Annotated in this window: 20 protein-coding genes and 2 pseudogenes; 7 read left to right on the top strand and 15 right to left on the bottom strand. The window is 67.5% G+C overall.

Annotation, left to right across the window (positions count from 1 at the left end; genetic code table 11):
- Nucleotides 1–22: 22 nt before the first annotated feature.
- Both A5702_RS26665 and A5702_RS08240 read left to right on the top strand, forming a co-directional pair.
- A complete protein-coding gene (locus A5702_RS26665; protein WP_197506518.1) occupies nucleotides 23–319 on the top strand; it encodes a type II toxin-antitoxin system Phd/YefM family antitoxin in 297 nt (98 codons plus the stop codon).
- Nucleotides 320–364: 45 nt separating this feature from the next.
- Nucleotides 365–1,216, top strand: a complete 852-nt coding sequence (locus tag A5702_RS08240; RefSeq protein ID WP_068219773.1) for a pyridoxamine 5'-phosphate oxidase family protein — start codon at nucleotides 365–367, stop codon at nucleotides 1,214–1,216.
- Here the strand turns inward: A5702_RS08240 and A5702_RS08235 are convergent.
- Nucleotides 1,213–1,857 carry a TetR/AcrR family transcriptional regulator gene (locus A5702_RS08235; RefSeq protein ID WP_068219770.1) on the bottom strand — a complete coding sequence of 215 codons (645 nt, stop codon included), beginning with the start codon at nucleotides 1,855–1,857 and terminating at the stop codon, nucleotides 1,213–1,215. The genes A5702_RS08240 and A5702_RS08235 overlap by 4 nt on opposite strands.
- A gap of 99 nt (nucleotides 1,858–1,956) precedes the next feature.
- Between A5702_RS08235 and A5702_RS08230 the strand changes: the two genes are divergently transcribed.
- From A5702_RS08230 to A5702_RS08220, 3 genes are read left to right on the top strand one after another with little or no spacing between them, the layout of a single operon-like run.
- Complete coding sequence (locus A5702_RS08230; RefSeq protein WP_068219768.1) at nucleotides 1,957–3,087, top strand: VOC family protein; 1,131 nt, start codon at nucleotides 1,957–1,959, stop codon at nucleotides 3,085–3,087.
- On the top strand, nucleotides 3,084–4,034 hold the full coding sequence (locus A5702_RS08225; RefSeq protein ID WP_068219764.1) for a fumarylacetoacetate hydrolase family protein: 951 nt from the start codon (nucleotides 3,084–3,086) through the stop codon (nucleotides 4,032–4,034). Before A5702_RS08230 ends, A5702_RS08225 begins: the two co-directional genes overlap by 4 nt.
- Before the next feature lie 2 nt (nucleotides 4,035–4,036).
- A complete protein-coding gene (locus A5702_RS08220) occupies nucleotides 4,037–5,662 on the top strand; it encodes a bifunctional 3-(3-hydroxy-phenyl)propionate/3-hydroxycinnamic acid hydroxylase (protein ID WP_082955987.1) in 1,626 nt (541 codons plus the stop codon).
- Here A5702_RS08220 and A5702_RS08215 read toward each other — a convergent pair.
- The 7 genes from A5702_RS08215 to A5702_RS08185 form a co-directional block, all read right to left on the bottom strand.
- The gene (locus tag A5702_RS08215) at nucleotides 5,554–6,450 is read right to left on the bottom strand and encodes a universal stress protein (RefSeq protein WP_068219759.1); all 897 of its coding nucleotides are present in this window, start codon (nucleotides 6,448–6,450) and stop codon (nucleotides 5,554–5,556) included. The two genes, A5702_RS08220 and A5702_RS08215, sit on opposite strands and share 109 nt — an antisense overlap.
- A 137-nt stretch (nucleotides 6,451–6,587) precedes the next feature.
- A complete protein-coding gene (locus A5702_RS08210; protein WP_067815749.1) occupies nucleotides 6,588–7,499 on the bottom strand; it encodes a formate/nitrite transporter family protein in 912 nt (303 codons plus the stop codon).
- Nucleotides 7,496–7,765 carry a hypothetical protein gene (locus A5702_RS08205; protein WP_055405013.1) on the bottom strand — a complete coding sequence of 90 codons (270 nt, stop codon included), beginning with the start codon at nucleotides 7,763–7,765 and terminating at the stop codon, nucleotides 7,496–7,498. The genes A5702_RS08210 and A5702_RS08205 overlap by 4 nt, the downstream gene beginning before the upstream one ends.
- The gene (locus A5702_RS08200; RefSeq protein WP_068219756.1) at nucleotides 7,762–8,382 is read right to left on the bottom strand and encodes an RNA polymerase sigma factor; all 621 of its coding nucleotides are present in this window, start codon (nucleotides 8,380–8,382) and stop codon (nucleotides 7,762–7,764) included. The genes A5702_RS08205 and A5702_RS08200 overlap by 4 nt, the downstream gene beginning before the upstream one ends.
- 10 nt (nucleotides 8,383–8,392) lie before the next feature.
- Nucleotides 8,393–9,460 carry an acyl-CoA dehydrogenase family protein gene (locus A5702_RS08195; protein ID WP_067815757.1) on the bottom strand — a complete coding sequence of 356 codons (1,068 nt, stop codon included), beginning with the start codon at nucleotides 9,458–9,460 and terminating at the stop codon, nucleotides 8,393–8,395.
- Nucleotides 9,461–9,510: 50 nt separating this feature from the next.
- Nucleotides 9,511–10,035, bottom strand: coding sequence for an OsmC family protein (locus tag A5702_RS08190; protein ID WP_055405010.1), 525 nt, complete (start codon nucleotides 10,033–10,035; stop codon nucleotides 9,511–9,513).
- A 364-nt stretch (nucleotides 10,036–10,399) separates the two neighbouring features.
- The gene (locus tag A5702_RS08185; protein ID WP_068219754.1) at nucleotides 10,400–11,230 is read right to left on the bottom strand and encodes a DUF3097 domain-containing protein; all 831 of its coding nucleotides are present in this window, start codon (nucleotides 11,228–11,230) and stop codon (nucleotides 10,400–10,402) included.
- Between the two features lie 219 nt (nucleotides 11,231–11,449).
- Here A5702_RS08185 and A5702_RS08180 point away from each other — a divergent pair, with 219 nt between their 5' ends.
- Nucleotides 11,450–11,737 (top strand): DUF3349 domain-containing protein, encoded by a 288-nt coding sequence (locus tag A5702_RS08180; protein WP_055405008.1) that lies wholly within the window; start codon nucleotides 11,450–11,452, stop codon nucleotides 11,735–11,737.
- 24 nt (nucleotides 11,738–11,761) lie between these two features.
- Here the strand turns inward: A5702_RS08180 and A5702_RS08175 are convergent, their stop codons facing one another.
- From A5702_RS08175 to A5702_RS08150, 6 genes are read right to left on the bottom strand one after another with little or no spacing between them, the layout of a single operon-like run.
- Nucleotides 11,762–12,727 carry a patatin-like phospholipase family protein gene (locus A5702_RS08175; RefSeq protein WP_068219751.1) on the bottom strand — a complete coding sequence of 322 codons (966 nt, stop codon included), beginning with the start codon at nucleotides 12,725–12,727 and terminating at the stop codon, nucleotides 11,762–11,764.
- Nucleotides 12,728–12,739: 12 nt separating this feature from the next.
- A complete protein-coding gene (locus tag A5702_RS08170) occupies nucleotides 12,740–13,810 on the bottom strand; it encodes an ABC transporter ATP-binding protein (RefSeq protein WP_067815766.1) in 1,071 nt (356 codons plus the stop codon).
- A 3-nt stretch (nucleotides 13,811–13,813) separates the two neighbouring features.
- Nucleotides 13,814–14,620 carry a carbohydrate ABC transporter permease gene (locus A5702_RS08165; RefSeq protein ID WP_067815769.1) on the bottom strand — a complete coding sequence of 269 codons (807 nt, stop codon included), beginning with the start codon at nucleotides 14,618–14,620 and terminating at the stop codon, nucleotides 13,814–13,816.
- 22 nt (nucleotides 14,621–14,642) lie between these two features.
- A complete protein-coding gene (locus A5702_RS08160) occupies nucleotides 14,643–15,602 on the bottom strand; it encodes a carbohydrate ABC transporter permease (protein WP_068219748.1) in 960 nt (319 codons plus the stop codon).
- Nucleotides 15,599–16,921: a sugar ABC transporter substrate-binding protein gene (locus A5702_RS08155; RefSeq protein ID WP_068219745.1), complete on the bottom strand. Its 1,323-nt coding sequence runs from the start codon at nucleotides 16,919–16,921 to the stop codon at nucleotides 15,599–15,601. The genes A5702_RS08160 and A5702_RS08155 overlap by 4 nt, the downstream gene beginning before the upstream one ends.
- The gene (locus A5702_RS08150; RefSeq protein ID WP_068219742.1) at nucleotides 16,911–17,906 is read right to left on the bottom strand and encodes a sigma-70 family RNA polymerase sigma factor; all 996 of its coding nucleotides are present in this window, start codon (nucleotides 17,904–17,906) and stop codon (nucleotides 16,911–16,913) included. Before A5702_RS08150 ends, A5702_RS08155 begins: the two co-directional genes overlap by 11 nt.
- Nucleotides 17,907–18,065: 159 nt before the next feature.
- Here A5702_RS08150 and A5702_RS08145 point away from each other — a divergent pair.
- Nucleotides 18,066–18,293, top strand: a pseudogene (locus A5702_RS08145) (DoxX family protein); the annotation flags it as partial.
- 47 nt (nucleotides 18,294–18,340) lie between these two features.
- Here A5702_RS08145 and A5702_RS27240 read toward each other — a convergent pair.
- A pseudogene (locus A5702_RS27240) lies at nucleotides 18,341–18,406 on the bottom strand (DoxX family protein); the annotation flags it as partial.
- Between the last annotated feature and the right edge of the window lie 52 nt (nucleotides 18,407–18,458).

Raw genomic sequence — 18,458 nt, 5'->3', positions numbered from 1 at the left:
TCCAGCCCGATCCGCCGGGGCCGTGGCACCGGGGGGCTGGGTCGGGTTGGACGAACTGCGAACACGCGCCGGGCGGTGCTTCGACCGGGTGGCGGCCGGGGAGGCGATCAGCGTCGTGCGCGGCGGCAAGTTGCTGGCGCGGATCGTGTCGGCCGGCGATGCGGAGCCCACCGGTGTCCCGGCGGACGCCAGCGGGGGGATCGAGCTCGGCGAGCTGCGGAAGCGAGCGGGCCGCTATTTCGACGAGGTCGCGGCGGGCCAGACGATCGAGGTCATGCGCGGCGGCAGGCCGGTCGCGCGCATCGTGTCGGTCGCCTAGGGCCCACGCCGGAAGCTTTGCGGTGGCCGCGTTGTTGCAGCCCGCATGACCGCGATGGGCTTCCACGAGGGCGAGATCGCCACCCAACGCCGAGCGGGCGTGGAAGCCGAGGCCAGGCGGCTCGAGGGCATGCTCGACTCGTCGCCGCTGACCCGGGGAGCCACCGCATTTCTCGCGTCACAGCAGTTCGCCGCGCTGACCGGGCGCGACCGCGCCGGCGTCCTGTGGGTTTCGCCGTTGACCGGCCCCCCGGGGTTCCTTCGCGGCGAAGCAGGCGTCTTGCGCGTGTCGACCTCGCCCCGCGCCGGGGATCCGCTGAACGGAATCCCACCCGGTCAGCAGGTCGGGCTGATCGCCATCGACTTCGCCACCCGCCGCAGGCTACGGGTGAACGGCGAACTCGTCGATGCCGATGGTCCGGGTATGACGGTCCACGTCGACCAGTCATACGGCAACTGCCCCAAGTACATTCACCCCCACGCCATCGATGTCACCGCGTTCGCTGCCCCGTCTTCTGTACCCACAAGGCGCGCAACGCTTCTCGATCCATCCGATCGGGCGATGATCGCTTCGTCCGACACATTTTTCTTGGGCACAAGTCATCCCAGTCGGGGCAGCGATGCATCACACCGCGGAGGTCCACCCGGATTCGTCCGAGTCGAGTCCCCCGACCGGCTGTGGTGGCCGGATTTCCCGGGCAACAACATGTTCAACAGCTACGGCAACCTGGCCGTCGACGACGAGGCCGCCTTGCTTTTCGTCGATTTCGATACCGGCGCCGCCCTGCATGTCACCGGCACCGCACGCGTGCGGTGGACCGCGCCCGGGGCGGCCGGTGACGACGGCGGCGTGGGCAGGAACGTCGCATTCTCAGTCGGCGCCGTCGTGAAGCGCTAGGGCTCGAGAAGCCCGCCGTCGGGCAGCGGCCGTTTGCAGATCGCGTGTGCCTCGTCGGCGCTGAGCCCGAACAGCCGCAGCACGTTTTCGGTGACGACGTCGGCGGCGAGCGCGTCGTCGCGATCCGGATGGTGGCGCAACAGGTTTCCCAAGCCCAACAGCGCCCCGCCGGCCATGGCGAGGGCCAACTCGGGATCGTCGACGTCGAACCGCCCGGCCGCCACGCCGGCTTTGATATCGCGCAGCGCCCGCGGAGCCAAGCCCCGTTCCGACGTCAGCAATTCCATTCCGTTGGCCAGCAGGATCTGGCTCTCCTGGGGCCGGCGCCGGAAGAGCCGGCCGGTGAGCCGGAAGCTGGTGGCGAAAATCTCGGCCGGGTCCTCGATCGACTCGGTGAGCCGGTCCAGCATCGACCCGTAGGCGTCGAGCACGTCGGCCACGGCGGCCTCGAACAGCTGCTCCTTGCTGTCGAAGTGGTTGTAGAAGGACCCCATCCCGACGTCGGCGGCCTGGGTGATCTCGAGGACGGGAACGTTGACCTTGCCGTCCGCGATCAGTTGCTGTGCCGCTTTGACCAGCGCAGCCCGGGTGCGCCGCTTACGCCGTTCCAGCCGGTTGGCCGGCTCCGCCATCGCGCTCATGACGAGCAGTATGCATCAGTAATGAAGATTCCGTCAGCCTCTTGACTGAACGTTGTCTCGTATGTGACGATTTCGTCAGTTACTTTTTTGGGAGTAGTCATGCATCTGACGAAAAGCGCGCGCGACCACGCGCACAGCGAGCAGGGCGCGCGGCCCGGGGAGCATCCCGGCCGGTCCCGCAACCCGGTGATCAAGGTCGCCGATCTCGCCTGGTTGGAGTTCGAACGGCCCGACATGACGCGAGCCGAGGCGTTCGCGCGGGCGTTCGGCTTCCACACGGCGCATCACGGGCCGGACGAACTCCAATTGCGCGGTACCCGGGCGGGCGCGCCATGCGTCATCGTGCGTCGAGGACCGCGCAGTCGTTTCACCGGCGCGGCGTTCCGGGCCTGCGACGAGGCCGACGTGCGCCGGCTGGCGGCCCGCTTCGACGCCCCCGTTCGACCGCTGCCGGAGACCATCGGGGGCCGATCGGTCGAGTTGACCGACCCCAGCGGCATGTCCGTTCGCGTCGTCGCCGGCATGCAGGAGCTCCCCGAACTGCCGGGCCAACCCGTCCACGACTTCAACTTCGGACGCGACGTGCGGCGCACCAACACCGGCCAGCGCCCCCCACGAGTTCCCGCTCAAGTGCAGCGCCTGGGCCACCTGGTGGTGCAGTCGACCAAGTACCTCGAGACGCTGAACTGGTATCTGGACAACCTGGGCATGATCGTCAGCGATTTCCTGTACTTCCCCGGCCAGCGCGACCGCGGGCCGACGATGAGTTTCATCCGGTGCGACCGGGGGTCGACACCCGCCGACCACCACACGCTGGCTATGGCCCTCGGTCCGGCCAACCGCTACGTCCATTCGGCGTATCAGGTCAGCGATCTCGACGCGCTGGCCGCCGGCGGCGAATACCTCGGCGCGCGAGGCTATTCCAGGTCCTGGGGAATCGGCAGACACATCCAGGGCAGCCAGATTTTCGACTACTGGCGCGACCCCGAGGGTTACCTGTTCGAGCACTTCGCCGATGGCGACCTGTTCGATGCCACGCTGGACCCGGGCTGGGCGCCCTTCACCGCATCCGGGCTGGCCCAGTGGGGGCCGCCGGCCACCAGGGATTTTCTCGGCACCGATACGAAATCGGTTCCCGGAGAATTGCTTTCGATGATCACCGCGCTGCGCGCGCACAACGAGTTCGACATCAACCGTCTGATCGGCCTACTGAAAGTCACCACCTCATGACCCTCTCCGTACTGCACACCGCCTCCGAAACCGGCCATGCGTGGTGGCTCAAGTCCGCCCAGGGCGCCGCCCGGATCCAGACCGAGGCCACCAGCACCGCCGCGCTGCTGGCCGACCGGGCCGCGATCGAAAGCGCCGCCGCCAGCACCGATCTCGTCGCCGTCGACACCCTCGCGCTGATCTCGCCGGTCACCCGACCGTGCCGGGTCATCGCTCAGATGACCAACTTCGAGTCGCACGTCAAAGACGCGGGCATGGATCCGGCGTCCACCCCGCTCACGTTCTTCCGCAAGGCCTCGGCGTCCATCAACGGCCCGTTCGACGACATCGTCAAACCCCAGCACGTCAGGTTTCTCGACTACGAGGTGGAGATCGGTCTGGTGATCGGCCGCGCGGTCCCGGTCGGCACCACCATCTCCGATGCCAACCTCAGTGAATTCATCGCCGGGTTGGTCGTCACCAACGACGTCTCGGCGCGCGACATCCAACTCCCGCAAACCCAGTTCTACGAGGCCAAGTCGTATCCGACGTTCACACCCGTCGGCCCGGAGTTGGTGCTGCTCAACGCCGATGAGCTCAAGCGATTCGGTGATCTGCGGCTGCGGCTCAGCGTGAATGGCGAAGAACGCCAGAACGGCCTCGTCGAGGGTGACATGCTGTACCGGCCGCTCGAGGCCCTGCAGTCGCTCACCCAGTTCCAAGAACTCGCCCCGGGCGACCTGGTGCTCACCGGCACTCCCGTCGGCACCGCGCTGAGCGCCCCGCCGAAACCCATGCAGTTCATCGGAAACCTGTTGCCGCCGGCCGTCAAATGGAAGATGTTCTTCTCGCGGCAGGAGGCCAACCCGAAATACCTGCATGACGGGGACGTGGTCGAGGCGTCGGTGGCCACCGACGACGGGGCCATCGACCTCGGAACACAGCGCACCACAATCCGATTCGCGTGACCATGACCCGGCGAGTTCCCGTTGTCATCGTCGGCGCCGGCCCGACCGGCGTCACCGCCGCCACGCTGCTGGCGCAGTACGGCGTGGACTGCCTGGTGCTCGACCGCTGGTCCGGCGTGTATCCGCAGCCGCGCGCGGTGCACCTGGACGACGAGATCTATCGAATCATCGCCCGCCTCGGGCTGGCCGGCGAATTCGCCGCGATATCGCGGCCGACGCTGGGCCTGCGGTTGGTGGACAACAGGTTTCGGACGCTTGCCGAGTTCAACCGGGACCCCGGGGCCAGTGTGCACGGCTTCCCGCAGGCCAACATGTTCGACCAGCCGGAACTGGAAGCCCTGCTGCGGTCCAACCTCGACCGCCACCCCAACGCCCGACTCCGCGGGGACGCCGAGGTCACCGACATCACGGCGGCCGGCACACACATCCGCGTCACCTTCACCGACCGGTCCGACGGCCGAGTTCATCACGTCGACGCCGACTACCTGCTCGGCTGCGACGGCGCCAACAGCTTGGTGCGCGCCAAGATCGGCTCGGCCATGCGGGATTTGAAATTCGAGCAGCGCTGGCTGGTGGTCGACATCGCCAGCGACGCGGACCTGGGCCAGTGGGATGGGGTGCACCAGGTATGCGACCCAAAACGCGCGGGCACCTACATGCGCATCGGGCCGGGCCGCTACCGGTGGGAGTTCCGGCTCCTGGCCGGCGAAACCGCGAACGACTTCGGCACCCTGGCGCGGCTGCGGCCGCTGATCATGCCATGGACCAGCGCGGTGCCCGCCAGCGCGCTGACGCTCTTGCGGGTCGCCGAGTACACCTTCCGGGCCCAGATCGCCGACCGCTGGCGCCGGGGGAACGTCTTTCTCCTCGGTGACGCGGCGCACCTCACTCCCCCGTTCATCGGCCAGGGCATGGGGGCGGGCCTGCGGGACGCGGCCAACCTCGCGTGGAAGATCGCCGGAGTCCACCACGGCACCCTGGCGCCCGAGGTACTGGAAACCTATGAGCGGGAACGCAAGCCGCATGCCCAATCCATGATCCGGTTGGCGCTGGGCATCGGCTGGGCGATGACGGGCGGTGGCCGCCTGGGCAACGGGGTGCGTCGGGTGGTGTTGCCGCGGTTGCGGCTCATCCCCGGCCTCCGCGAGAAGGTCGTCGACTCGAGAACGCCCGCGCTGCGCCGTTCCGCGTGGGTGTGCGCGTCGCGACGACCGCGCGGGCTCGCCGGCACGCTGTGCCCGAATCCGCCGGTAGGACAGGGACATCGCTTGGACGACGCGCTCGGCGCCGGTTTCGCGCTGATCACCACCGCCCGCCCCACCGCGGCCGATGAGGAGGCGCTGCGGCGGCGAAATGTCGACGTGCTGGTGGCCGACGCCGACAGCCCGCTGGGGTCATGGCTGCGCCGTGGGCGCGCGACGGCCGCCCTGGTGCGCCCCGACCGCACCGTGGCGCGGTCCGGTCGGGATCTCGCCGCCCTCTGCGGGTGGGCGGCCACCGCCCTTGCGGCCGGAAAGGATCAGTCGGACGCCGTCGGCCGCGCGACGATCACGGGGATGCGGACCGAGTGCAAAACCGAGTTGCTGACCGAACCCAGGAGTATGCCCGTCAACCCGCCCCGGCCGTGACTGCCGACGACGAGAAGCTGGGCGGTCTTGGACTTTTCGGCGAGCTGACGGGCCGGCCCGTCCCGGACGACCAACCGCTGCACGGTCACATCGGGATAGCGTTCCTGCCAGCCGGCCAGGTTTTCGGCGAGGCTGCGATGAGCTTCCGCTTCCAGTGACGACCAATCCGCCTCCGGGAGTTCGCTTATCGCGATGTCACTCCACGCGTGCAGGGCCACCAGGTCGACGCCGCGGCGGGAGGCCTCGTCGAACGCTATTGCGGTAGCGAGCCCGGAAGCCGGCGAGCCGTCGACCCCCAGCAGGACGGGGGCGTCCGCCGTGTCCGGAAGATCACCGACGTCGCCATGGACGACGGCGACCGGACAATTGGCGTGCCGCACCACGGTGGCACTGACCGACCCGAGGACGCCCCGGGCCAGCAGGCCCCTCCCGGCCGTACCCACGACGATCATGGCCGCCTCGTCGGACATCCTGATCAGCGCCAGCGCCGGGCTGGAGTACACGAGTTCCCTGTTGATGGTGATCTTGACATCCGCCGGCAGCGACTCCTCGGCGAGCTTGATCGCGTGCATGATCGCCTTCTTGCCCTCGTCCTCCAGCCGCACGACGAGAGAGTCGGGGTATGGAACCGGTGGCCAGGTGGCGGTGGGGGTCGTCACCGCGTGGACGACGGTGAGTGGAATCTTTCGCAGTGCCGCTTCGTGGGCGGCCCAGGTGGCGGCGGCATTCGATGCCGGCGAGCCGTCGACCGCGACGACGATGCCGCGCTGTTGATCAGGTGCTGACATTTCGTTCTCCCTCCATCACCAGCGACGCTATAAACGCGCGGGGCCGCCAGTCGTGAGGCTTAAGTCCCTAACCACCGGGACGGAGGGCTTTGCCGTGGACGAGTTAAGGCGGCCGTAACGCCACGGTCACCCGCCGGTCAGATGCGGCGCCGCTGTAACTGCGCGATGGCCCAGAAGGGCAGCGCCACGAACAGCGTTCCGCCGATCAAATTGCCCACCGTGGTGATGGAGAGGTTGGTCAGCAGACCGTGTTCGCCGAACCCCCAGCCGATCACTCCGCGCGGTGCGGCCGGGTGAAAGAGGTTGAGCAACAAAGGAAGACCGAGGAAACCGACGTTGGCGATCACGTGCTGGGTGCCGCCGATGACGAACGCGAACGGTCCGTAGAACGCGAACGTCATGCGGGCGACATCGCTGCGGGCCTTGAAGAACATGCACATCGAGGTCTGCAGGAACCAGGTGCACACCACGGCCAGCAGCAACGCGGTCCAAAACGGCTGGCCGGCCTTCTGCGTGCCCACCGTGGCGGCCCGCTCGGCGAAGGCGCCCAGGTACGGGCCGCCGGCGGCGCCGCAGATGGTGACGAACACCAGCGCCCCCAGGACGTTGCCGATGAGGCCAACGACCACCAGCAGGGCGTAGCTGCCGATGCTCATGGCGCGGTTGAGGACGGCGAGGAATCCGGCGGCCATGTCGGCGGTGATCAGCGACATGCCCGACACCAGAATCAACACGAAAGACATGCCGAACGCCAAGCCCATCAACAAGCTTGCGACGCCCGGGGCCTTGACTCCGGTGCTCACCATCAACGCCAGCAGCGCCCCGAAGGCGACCATCACGCCACCGACCAACGAGCGCATCAGGAACGCCCAGGGGTGCGTCGCCTTTTCCACGGCCATAGCGGACACGCGGTCCACCATGGCACCCACGCTGAGCGGCTCGAACGGGTCGTCGGGCACCGGCGTCGTGACGGCGGAAGGCAAGACGGCCAACGGTTTCGGCGGTGGCGCCTCGCTTCCCAACAGCGGCGCTTCGGCATTGATCGTCATCGTTGTTCGCCCTTCCGTAAAACGTTGATCGCGTTGATTACCCCGGTGATGTTCTCCTCGCTGAGCTGTTGCCCTTCGAAGACATGGCTGAGCAGAATCTTGAGGTCCAGCATTTGTTGCAGGTAGACCAGACATGGGGGGCACTCATCGAGGTGCTTGGCGACGATCGGACCCCACCGTCGCGGATCGGAGTCGACGAGTTCGTCTACGAGTCGGACGAAATCGACGCAATCGATCGCGGGGACTGTGTTGTCGTAGACGGTCATCGGCGATACCGCTTTTCCAATTCGTTGCGGAGATTTCCCCGGGCGCGGTAGAGCAGCGCGCGTTGCCCTTCGGTGGTCAGTTCGAGGAGTTCGGCCGCCTCTTCGGCCGAGGCACCGACGATGTCACGCAGGATGACGAGCTGGCGTTGCCTTTCGGGCAGCGCCGCCAGAGCCGCGCGTACGTAGTCAATGAGCTCGGTTTCGACGGTGCGATCTTCCGGCAGGAAACGCCGCGACGGCGGAAGGCTCCAATGCCCCGCATCCGGATGGCCGGCGGGATACATGCGCCCCGCCAGTGGGTCGGCGTCGTCCGCCGACAGCACCTCGTGGTCGCGGATGCGAGATTCTTGGCGCCGGTGCCGTGCGGCGGTGTTCTTGACGATGCCGAACAACCACGTGCCGACCGCGGAACGCCCCTCGAATGAATCCGCGTTCTGCAGGACCTGCACCCATGCCTCTTGAACGGCCTCTTCGGCCACCATCGCCGAATCCACCATGGTGCGGGCAAAATTGACCATCGGGCGGTGAAAGTCACGCACCAGGTTCGCCAGCGGAATGCCGCCGACCCGGGGTTCGGATTCGGTGCCGCCCGGTGCCACCGCCACGGGGGTCACCATGGTCCCGCACTCAAGCGCATGCGGCCAGTTCCCAGCGCAACTGCCCTTCGGACGGAGACTGGACCGGGATGAACGCCGCCTCCCGGTAGCGGCGACTTGCCGGTGTTCTGCTCGCGTAGCCCTTACCGCCGGCGGTGCGGATTTCGAGATCCGCGCTCGCGCTGGCTAATTCGGCCGCAGTTAGTCGCAGAGTCAACAGGTCCCTCTTGCCGGGCGGCTCGTCCCCGCCCACGGCCGCGGCGAGGTCACGCAATGCGGCTTCCGCACCGGCAAGCCTTCGCGCGAGGTGATCAACCTCGGCGCCGAACACCGCGTTGACCCCGCTCAGACCGTTTTTGGCCTGCTCGACCGCAGTTGTGGTGAGGCCCAGACACATCGCCGATTGCAGGACGAGGAACGTCGGACGGACCGTCTGCAGGAAACCCGCGAAGTCGTGCGACAACACCTGCTCCGAGGGGACGTAGGCTTCGATCAGGTTCAGGTACGACGAGGCGGTGCTGCCCAGCGCCAGAAGTTCGAAGTGATCGCCCACCACCACGCCGGGCGTGCTGAGCGGCAGGGCCACGATCAGCCTGTCGCCGGCGTCGGTGCGTACCGCGGTCACCATGGTCGAGTCGGGGTAGAGGTTGCTCGCCCACCGAATCGGCCCCGAAACCCGGTAGCCCCCTTCGACCGGCGTGGCGGTCAACTCCAGGCTTCCGCAACCGGCCGCCTCCTTGAACGCCGACGCCATGCCGGTCACCCCCAGTGTGGTCCCGGCAAGGAGTGGCTGGACCGCATCCGTGCCGAAAGGCGTTGCCGCCGTGAGTAGGTACTCCACTGCCATCCGGTGGGCCCACAGCGAGAAGCCGGTGCTCAAGCATTCTCCGGCGATCAGCCGGATGACCTCGGCCATGGCGGGGAGCCTGCCGTCGGCATTGGTGGGCGCGCCGATGCCGAGCAGGTTGGCCGCACCCATGGCGGCGAAGCTGCGGCGGGACTGCTGGTCGCCGCGATCCAGCACCGCGGCGTGAACCCGGATGTCCTCCAGCAGCTCGGCATCCAAGTGGCCGGCCGCCGCATCCACCGTCGCCGTCATGAAACCTCCTGGGCCGTTGTGGTCTTCGCCAATGTCGTTGCTTCCGGTGCCTATGCGGTGAGCAGGGTCGAGTCGACGCTCACCGGGCTGCGGAACGTGTTGACGACGGGCGACCACGCGATGGCGTTGTCATGAATCTCTTTGAGTGTCGCGTCGTCGGCGTCGCCGGCCAGGGTCACCTTGCAACGGACCGCGCTGAAACCGAGGCGTTTTCCCTGCGGGGTGTCGCCGACGCCCCACACCGCAGAGATGTCGATGTCGCCTTCCATCTCCACCTCGATCCTGGTCAGCGTCACCCCGCGGTGCGTCGCATTGGCCAGCAAGCCCACCGACACGCACGACCCGAGCGCCGCCAGGGCTGTCTCGGAGGGGTTGGGCGCCGAGTCGTCGCCCAGCAGCGCGGGCGGCTCGCCCACCAGCATCGGCGCCAGGTCGCGGACGTAGGTCATGTTGCGGAAGCCCGTCTCGCACACCGTCTTGGCTTTCAGCGTTTTCTTGCCGGTCTCCGGGTTGGCCCTGGCGTTACACGACAACCTGTCCAGGCCTTCGGCGTCGATGACCAGCGCGTCGGTCATGTGTCCCTCCGTCTTCGCTCATTTTTTCGGCTTTACGGAGTTAGTGCCGGCGGCGGCCGATATGTGACGGCGGCCGGTCCGATTCGCCCGGGCGCACACGAAACGTCACGCGGCCGGGACTCAGGCCAGCCCGCCTGCCTAGAGCCCCTGGCGAGATTTGCTTACAAGCACCGTCTTTGCCCGATCTAGTGGTCTTTTGGCGGACGTGACGGCACCACGACGATTGCTGAGCAAGAGTGGTGACGGATACGTGGAGAACATCGCGCGCGCCACGTCGGCCCCGTGGGCGGATAAAATCTTGGGGATCTTTTTGGACGAACGGCGTTGAGCGGCCGCCCGTGTGGTGCTTGGTCGGTTCGCCGGCTCAGCCTGGCTGCGTCACGAAGTCGATGAGTTCTTCGACCCGGCTGATCAGCGCCGGCTCCAGGTCGTTCCAGTCGCGAACCCGGGACCGAATATGCCGCCAGGCCCTGCCGATGTCCGCCTGGCCGGCGTGCGGCAGGCCGAGCGCCCGACACGCGCCGTGTTTCCACTCGATGTGTCGCGGGACGTCCGGCCAGGCCGCCAGGCCCAGCCGCTGGGGTTTTACGGCCTGCCAGATGTCGACGTAGGGATGGCCGACCACCAGGGTGTCGCCGCCGCCGGGTCCGCGCCGGACCGCCCCGGCGATCCGCGCCTCCTTCGAACCCGCGACCAGGTGGTCGACGAGCACACCAAGCCGACGCCCCGGAGCGGGCGCGAACTCGGCGACGATCTCCACCAGGTCGTCGACGCCGCCGAGGTGCTCGACGACGACCCCCTCGACGCGCAGGTCCTCACCCCACACCTGCGCGATCAGCTCGGCGTCGTGGCGGCCCTCGACGTAAATCCGGCTGGCGCGGGCGACGCGGGCGCGCGCGCCCGGCACCGCGACCGAGCCCGACGCCGTCCGCGCCGCGGCGGTGGGCGCCTGACGACGCGGCGCGGTAAGGATCACCGGCTGGCCATCGATCAAATAGCCAGGGCCCAAAGGGAAACCACGCACGTGTCCGCGCCGGTCTTCCAGGTCGACCCGGCCGTACTCGACCCGCACCACCGCCCCGACGTACCCGCTCTCCACGTCCTCGACCACCAGGCCCGGTTCGGCCGGGTGCTCGGTCGAACGGGGCTTGCGCCGGCCCGCGGCGAGGACATCGGTTCCATAGCGATCCATCACGCCGCAATCCTAGAAAGCCTTGCGGCCAGACGCCGTTACGGCGCGCCCGGCTGAGGGGCATCGTGGCGAAGATCGCGCGTGCCGGCGCCCGGCAATCCGCGTGTAAAAAATGCGTTTTAACTGTGTGGCGTTACTCAGCTGATGGCGTTGGCGATGGTACGTTGCTACCGGTAAGGCTGCCGCTAATTCTTACAACGCGGCGGTGAGCGAGGTGGGACTATGGACCTGGCCCTTTGGGTGTCGAGCATCGTGGCTTTCGTGCGGGCCGGTTACCCCGCCGGCATGCCCACGACCGGATATGCGCCCCTGGCGGCCCTGGCTCGGCGGCGCCTGTGTAACGACGAGATCACTGCCATCGCAAGCAAACTCATGAGGCGGCAATTCTGGCCGATCAGCCGCATTGATATCGGCGTCGAAATCACTCGGGTCACCAACCAGTTGCCGTTGCCGGCCGACGTCGCGCGCATCGAACATCGCCTCAATGAGATCCGCTGCGCGCGTGGATAAGCGCCGCCACGGCTTCTGACTCCGCTACAGCGCGCCTTTCGACGGGCCACCGCACGCCGTCAGGTAATCCTGGTAGCTCCAGGTCCGCAGAAAATCCCGGCCCGCCTGCAGTCCCCGTTGGTAGAGGCCGTCGCGCTGCTCGGCGGTGATGTCGAAGTCGATCGGGCTGACGTCCTCGGCGGGAACGAAGATGGTGCGCCGAACGGTGCACGGGTCGTCGATGTAGGCGTTGTCCTGATTGCTCACCAGCGTTTCGATCGCGGCGATGCCCAACGAGACCGGCCCATGAACCGGGTGGGTCGGCGGGATGCCGGGCCGCGCCGACAGCCGGATCCCGAACGTCGGCCATCGCGGCTGCGCGCCGGGGCGATCGAAAAGCTCCACCGGAAAGTCCGACAACAAGCCACCGTCGACCCAGGTGGCGCTGCCGACCCGGACGGGTTCGAACACAAAGGGAATCGCCGATGAAGCGTGCACGGCGCGGGCCACCGGAAAGTCGTCAGGGTCGATGCCGTAGGAACCGAGGTCCCACGGGATGCGCACCAGTCGGCGCCGGGACAGGTCGCTGGCCGTCACCACGAGCGACCAGGCGAACTGGTCGGGTTCCTCGCCCGTGCGCAGATCACCGAACGTCCGGACTCCCAGGTCCGCGAGCACACCGGCGAGCAGCCGTTCCAAGTAGGCGCCGCGGTAGACCCCGTCGGACACTAACAGCGACAGTCCCCCACCGATCAGCGGCACGTGTCCGATCAAATTGCGGTCCAGGAACTTTCGGTAGTCGATGGACCGCATCACTTCCGCGAGCCGGGTCAGCGGTTCACCCGCGACCTGCAGCGCCGCGACCAGCGACGCCACGACCGCGCCGGCGCTGCTGCCCGCGACCCGGGGAAACCGGTAACCGGCCTCCGCCAGCGCGTCGACCGCGCCGACCAGGCCGATGCCCCGGACGCCGCCACCTTCGCACACCAGATCGGCGCGGCTCACGCCCATAGCCCTACCCCCTCAACCGATTCGCCGGCCATCCACACCGAAGAAGTGCAAATGCCCCGGCTCTGGATGCAACCGCACCCGGCTGCCCTTTTCGGGGGGCCGTCGGCCGTCGGCGCGCGCGACGACGGGTTGGTCGATGACCTTGCCGGAGCCGGTGATTCGGCCATACACGTAGGCGTCCGCGCCGAGCTCCTCGACCACGTCGACCTCCATCTCGACTCCCAGGCCGCCCAGCTCGAAGTGTTCGGGGCGGACCCCGACGACGACTTCGCTCGCGCTGCCGGCAAGGTCCCGCGGCAACGGGATGCGCCAATCCCCCAATGACACAGCGGAATCGATGATCGGCAGGGTGAACAAATTCATTGCCGGCGATCCGATGAAGCCCGCGACGAAGACGTTGACCGGGTTGCGGTACAGCTCACGCGGCGCTGCGAACTGTTGCAGCACGCCGTCGCGCAGGACGGCGACACGGTCGCCCATGGTCATCGCCTCGACCTGGTCGTGGGTGACGTAGACGGTCGTGGTTCCCAGGCGCCGTTGCAGTGCCGCGATCTGGTTGCGGGTCTGCACGCGCAGTTTGGCGTCCAGGTTCGACAACGGCTCGTCCATCAGGAAGACCTGCGGGCGACGCACGATCGCACGTCCCATCGCCACCCGCTGGCGTTGCCCACCCGAGAGGTCCTTGGGTTTGCGATCCAGATACGGCTGCAGGTCAAGCAGTTTCGCCGCGTCCAGGACGCGGTCGCGGATCTGCGCCTTCGGCGTCTTGGCGATCTTCAAGGCGAAGCCCATGTTCTGCGCGACCGTCATATGCGGGTAGAGCGCATAGTTCTGGAAGACCATGGCGACGTCGCGGTCCTTGGGATCGACGGTGGTGACGTCGCGGTCGCCGATCCGGATGCGCCCGGAGTCCAGCGATTCCAGCCCGGCCACCATCCGCAACGAGGTCGTCTTCCCGCATCCGGAAGGGCCGACCAGGACAACGAATTCGCCGTCCCCGACCTCTAGATCGAGGCTGTCCAAGGCCGGACGGTCCGTCCCGGGGTAGCGGCGCGTAGCTTGCTCGAAAGTCACCGAGGCCATGGCTTAACCGTTGAGTCCCGTGACGGCGATGCCCCTGACAAAGGAGCGCTGCGCGACCGCATAGATGATGACCAACGGCAACATGATCACCATCGACGCGGCCATGATTATCGGCCAGCGCGCGACATACTCGCCCCGCAGCCGAACCAACCCGAGGGTCAGCGTGGCCAGGCTGTTGCGCTGGAGCATCAGCAGCGGCCACAGGAAGTCGTTCCAGACGTTGACCCAAGTGAGCACCGCCAGCACCATCACCGCGGGACGGGCGTGCGGCAACAGGATTCGCCAATAGATCTGCCACGGCGAACAACCGTCGAGTATCGCCGCCTCCTCCAGGTCAGTGGGAAGCGTCCGAAAGAACTGACGCATCAGGTAGGTGCCGAACGCGCTGCCGAACAGGCCCGGCACGATCATCGACCACGGGGTGTCTACCCACCCGACGGTCCGCATCAGGATGAACTGCGGGATCACGGTCACGGTCAGCGGCACCATCAGCGTGCCCAGGTATAGCACGAACAGCGTGTCGCGCCCGCGAAATTGCAACCGCGCGAACGCGTATCCGGCCAACGAGCAGAAGAAGACCTGCCCGGCGGTCACGCAGCCGGCGTACAGCACGGTGTTGAAGAACATGCGCGCGAACGGCAGCAACGAGAACACCTCGGCGTAATTGGACCAGCGCGGGTGCGCGGGCAACAGCCTTGGCTCGGTGATCTCACCTTCCCGCTTCAGCGAGCCGGACACCGCCCAGGCGATGGGAAACAGCCAACACCAGGCGATGGCGATCAGCGCGCTGTAGACCAGCACACCGCGCATGGCGTTGCGCGTGAACAACCGCTCAGCTGAGGCCACGAGATGTCTCCCAGGTCCGTCGGCGAGTGATCCGCAGCTGCACCACGGTCAGCACCAGCAAGATCGCGAACATCACCCACGCCAGCGCCGACGCGTACCCGAACTCCAGGAACGAGAACGCGTGCTGGAACAGCATGATGCCCAGCACGTATGTCGCGCTTTCGGGGCCGCCGTTCGCGCCGTTGAGGACGTAAACCATGTCAAATGCCTGAAACGCGTGGATGATCGAGATGACGCACACGAAGGATATCGATCCACGGATCAGCGGGACCGTGATGGACACGAACTGACGCATCTCGCCCGCCCCGTCTATCCGGGCGGCCTCGTAAACCGTCTCGGGGACCCCTTGCATCGCCGCCAGCAGGATGACCGTGGCGAACGGCACGCTGCGCCAGACGCTGACGACGCACAACGAGGCCATCGCCCAATGGGGTTCGACCAGCCACGGGACCGGGCCGATTCCCACCCAGCCCAGCATGATGTTGAGCAGCCCGTTGTCGGTGTTGAAGACGAACTGCCATACGACCGCCATCACCACCGACGAGATCGCGAGCGGCAGAAAGACGATGGTGCGGAAAACGCCGATGCCCCTGACCTTACGGTTCAGCACGCCGGCAACCACCAGGCTGACGACGATGGTCGGCACGACCGTTCCGAGGGTGAAGATGACGGTGTTGCGGATGGCGATCAGGAAGAGCGGGTCCGAGGTGAACAGCTCTTGGAAGTTCTTTCCGCCCACGAACTTCGGCGGCCTGAAGACGTCCCACCGCTGAAAGCTCATGTACAGCGAGAACCCAAGCGGGAACAGCATGAACACCGCGACGGCGGCCAGGTTCGGAGCCACGAAAAGGCGGCCGGCCCAGGCGCGCCGTCGCCACGGGCCCGCTCCCCTGGCGGGGTTGCGGCTGGCTGCCCCGGGCGCCGGGGCGGTGTCGACCGATGTCATGGGTTGCGCAGCACCTCGTCGATGGCGGGCGACAGACCGGCCAGGGACGTCGCGGGCCGCGATCCGCGCAGCACGGGTCCGAAGCTGCGGTCCATCAAGGCGACGATCTTCTCCCACGCCGGGGTGACCGGCAACCCTTCGGAGTACGCGGGTCCCTGCGTGAGCACGCCGAGGTTGCCGATGTTGCGGTGGGCCTTGGCGAACCCGGGCGAGTCGAGCGCGGAATGCAGCACCGGAACGAAAAGGCTGGACTCACCGATCAATGCCTGGCCGACGGGCCCGGTCGCGAATTTCACGAATTCCCATGCCTCATCTTTGCGTTGGCTGCTCGCGGAGATGGCCAGTCCGGTGGAACCGATGTCGGAATGGGCGGGCTGCCCCTGCCTGCGCGGCCCGACCGGCAACGAGGCGACATCGAAATCCAGGCCGTCGGCCCGGATGAACGTCTGGTATCGCCAGTGCCCGCCCATGGCCATCGCCGCCCTGCCGGTCGCGAACAGGTCGGGAGTGGACATGGACTGCACCTCGGACGCATTGGGCGCGACTTTGTGTTTGTGGGCCAGGTCCGCGTAGAACTGCACCGCCTCGATGAAACCGTCGTTGTCGAAGTTGAAATGGGTCGGGTTCTTCAGCGGGGTGGACCAGGGCACCCCGTTGTTCATGGCGAACAGCCCCGCCGAATAGTACGAGAACCACATGTTCACGAAGCCCCACTGGGTAACTCGTCCGGAACGATCCCGCTTGGTCAAAGCGGTGGCGGCGTTCAGCAAGTCCGTGAAGGACCACGGCCGCTCCCACGTGCCGGGCGGGGGCGGCACCCCGGCGTCGGCGAACAACCGCTTGTTGTAGAACAGGTAATTTCCGGACCACTGCTCCGGGAAGGCGTATTGGCCACCCTCGAAGGTGAAGGCGTCATACAGCGACCCGATGCCGTCCGCCTTCAGTTCGGCCGCGAACCCCGGATCTCGCGCCAGCATGGTGTTGAGGTCCAGCAGCACGCCCCGGGCGGCCAACTCGGCGTAGGTGAGGTCCCACGCCATCAGCACGTCCGGGCACTTGCCACCGGCACAGAACGTCGACAGTTGCTGCATCACGCCCGGGGCCGAGAGCACCGGGCGAACCTTGATGTCCGGGTGACGGCGGGCAAACTCGTCGACGATGCGGATCCTGGCGTCGCGTTCGTCGGGGTTGGCCGCGAAGAAGAACGTCAACGCGTCCTCTTCGGGAGCGCAGCCCCCGCTCCACGGCACCAGCGATGCCGCGGCGAGTGCGCCGGCACCGCGCAGCAGGCCACGCCGCGCGAACGGCTTATCGAGCATGGCGCTCCCGTTCTCGCCCCGTCGCCGGCCGCACGGCCGGCGGTGTCTGATGTCCTTGGTACCCGATGCGGCTGTGATGTTGCTGGACCGGCCAGTTCGGCAGCGTCAACGCGGCCCGTCCGACGCGGTCGGGATCCCCGGTGATGTCGATCGCGTGGATGCGGTCATCGGTTCCGACGGCGATCAGCAACATCGCCTCAGCGCGTCCGTGCGGCGCCAGGACGATGCCCGGCACCCCGTCGATGAGCATCACCACACCGGCGCGGGCCCGCTGGGCGAACCGGCGGGTTTCCTCCGCGACCTGCCTGGCCCCACGCAACTCGGTCGGCACGCCGTCGGGAACCAGCGCCCGGTCGACGGTGCGCAACACGTCCGGAGCCAGCAACTCGAGCAGGCAACCGATGTCGCCACCGCGCGACGCCGCGAGAAACGCCTCCACGATCTCGAGGTGCTTGGCCACGCGCTCGGGTTCGTCGCGCGGATCGGCTTGCAGCCGCCCACGCGCCCGGCTTGCCAGCTTCTTGGCGGCTTGCGGCGACCGGTCCAGCAGGCCGGCGATGTTTTCGAACGGCACCGCGAACACGTCATGCAGCACGAACGCGACGCGCTGCGCCGGCGAGAGCCGGTCGAGCACCACCAGCAGCGCGTTACTCACCGACTCCGTCAACAGCGTTTCCTCGTCCGCAGCTGCCAACGGGGCCGCGGCCAGTCGGTCCAGTTCGTCGGCGTCGGCCAACGGCTGTTCGGCGCGCCTCTTGCGAATCCGCAGCTGGTCGAGGGCCTCGCGGGCGGTGATCGTCGTGAACCAGCCGGTGAGGTTGTCGACGGCGCCGAAGTCGGCGCGGCTGGCCTTCAGCCACGCCGACTGAACCGCGTCGTCCGCGTCGGCCGCCGAGCCCAGCAGCTGGAAAGCGACCGACCTCAGGTGTCGCCGGTCCGCGTCGAAACGCTGCGCGAGATCGGTCAGGTTCTTCGGGGCGCTCATGGGTCACCTTTTCCGCACAGAAGCCGTCAAGAGATTGACCGCATCCATCGAGCTCTCTGTTGCAAAGGAGGCCAGCACCATGACCTTAACGATTGTGCGCCGCGGCGACCATCCGGCTCGCCACCGCAAAACCGGCTGTCCGGCAAGGGCTTGACGCAGATGGACACCGCATACGTTCTGGTCACGCTGTTGACCGCCGCCGGCACCGCCGGCGTCGCCGTCGCCGACCTCGTCCCGGCGCAGTTCGTCCTGGCGAACTCGGCCGAAGTCGGGGTGCCGCGGTCGTGGCTACCGGCGCTGGGGATGGTCAAACTGGCCGGCGCGACCGGGCTCGTCGTGGGCCTGGTGGGCCCGCCCGTGTTGGGCGTCGCGGCCGCCACCGACATGCCCAGGTACGCCCCCGGAAACGCGATGTTGTAAAGGACGCCGGCCCGCAGGTGCGTCACCACGGCGCCGACGAAGAACAGCACCAAGCCGGTGGCGGCCGCGACGCCCAACACGGGCGGGCCCACCAGGCCCACGACGAGCCCGGTCGCGCCGGCCAGTTTGACC

Origin of the sequence: Mycobacterium sp. E3339, assembly GCF_001666915.1 — a bacterium.
GTDB lineage: Bacteria > Actinomycetota > Actinomycetes > Mycobacteriales > Mycobacteriaceae > Mycobacterium.
Note: the sequence above shows the minus strand (reverse complement) of the source record. Positions and strands in the feature narration are given on the sequence as shown.

Coding starts and splice junctions, on each gene's coding strand:
- A5702_RS08240 (WP_068219773.1), top strand. CDS start 365: ATGACCGCGATGGGCTTCCACGAGGGCGAGATCGCCACCCAACGCCGA.
- A5702_RS08235 (WP_068219770.1), bottom strand. CDS start 1,857: ATGAGCGCGATGGCGGAGCCGGCCAACCGGCTGGAACGGCGTAAGCGG.
- A5702_RS08230 (WP_068219768.1), top strand. CDS start 1,957: ATGCATCTGACGAAAAGCGCGCGCGACCACGCGCACAGCGAGCAGGGC.
- A5702_RS08225 (WP_068219764.1), top strand. CDS start 3,084: ATGACCCTCTCCGTACTGCACACCGCCTCCGAAACCGGCCATGCGTGG.
- A5702_RS08220 (WP_082955987.1), top strand. CDS start 4,037: ATGACCCGGCGAGTTCCCGTTGTCATCGTCGGCGCCGGCCCGACCGGC.
- A5702_RS08215 (WP_068219759.1), bottom strand. CDS start 6,450: ATGTCAGCACCTGATCAACAGCGCGGCATCGTCGTCGCGGTCGACGGC.
- A5702_RS08210 (WP_067815749.1), bottom strand. CDS start 7,499: ATGACGATCAATGCCGAAGCGCCGCTGTTGGGAAGCGAGGCGCCACCG.
- A5702_RS08205 (WP_055405013.1), bottom strand. CDS start 7,765: ATGACCGTCTACGACAACACAGTCCCCGCGATCGATTGCGTCGATTTC.
- A5702_RS08200 (WP_068219756.1), bottom strand. CDS start 8,382: ATGGTGACCCCCGTGGCGGTGGCACCGGGCGGCACCGAATCCGAACCC.
- A5702_RS08195 (WP_067815757.1), bottom strand. CDS start 9,460: ATGACGGCGACGGTGGATGCGGCGGCCGGCCACTTGGATGCCGAGCTG.
- A5702_RS08190 (WP_055405010.1), bottom strand. CDS start 10,035: ATGACCGACGCGCTGGTCATCGACGCCGAAGGCCTGGACAGGTTGTCG.
- A5702_RS08180 (WP_055405008.1), top strand. CDS start 11,450: ATGGACCTGGCCCTTTGGGTGTCGAGCATCGTGGCTTTCGTGCGGGCC.
- A5702_RS08175 (WP_068219751.1), bottom strand. CDS start 12,727: ATGGGCGTGAGCCGCGCCGATCTGGTGTGCGAAGGTGGCGGCGTCCGG.
- A5702_RS08170 (WP_067815766.1), bottom strand. CDS start 13,810: ATGGCCTCGGTGACTTTCGAGCAAGCTACGCGCCGCTACCCCGGGACG.
- A5702_RS08165 (WP_067815769.1), bottom strand. CDS start 14,620: ATGCGCGGTGTGCTGGTCTACAGCGCGCTGATCGCCATCGCCTGGTGT.
- A5702_RS08160 (WP_068219748.1), bottom strand. CDS start 15,602: ATGACATCGGTCGACACCGCCCCGGCGCCCGGGGCAGCCAGCCGCAAC.
- A5702_RS08155 (WP_068219745.1), bottom strand. CDS start 16,921: ATGCTCGATAAGCCGTTCGCGCGGCGTGGCCTGCTGCGCGGTGCCGGC.
- A5702_RS08150 (WP_068219742.1), bottom strand. CDS start 17,906: ATGAGCGCCCCGAAGAACCTGACCGATCTCGCGCAGCGTTTCGACGCG.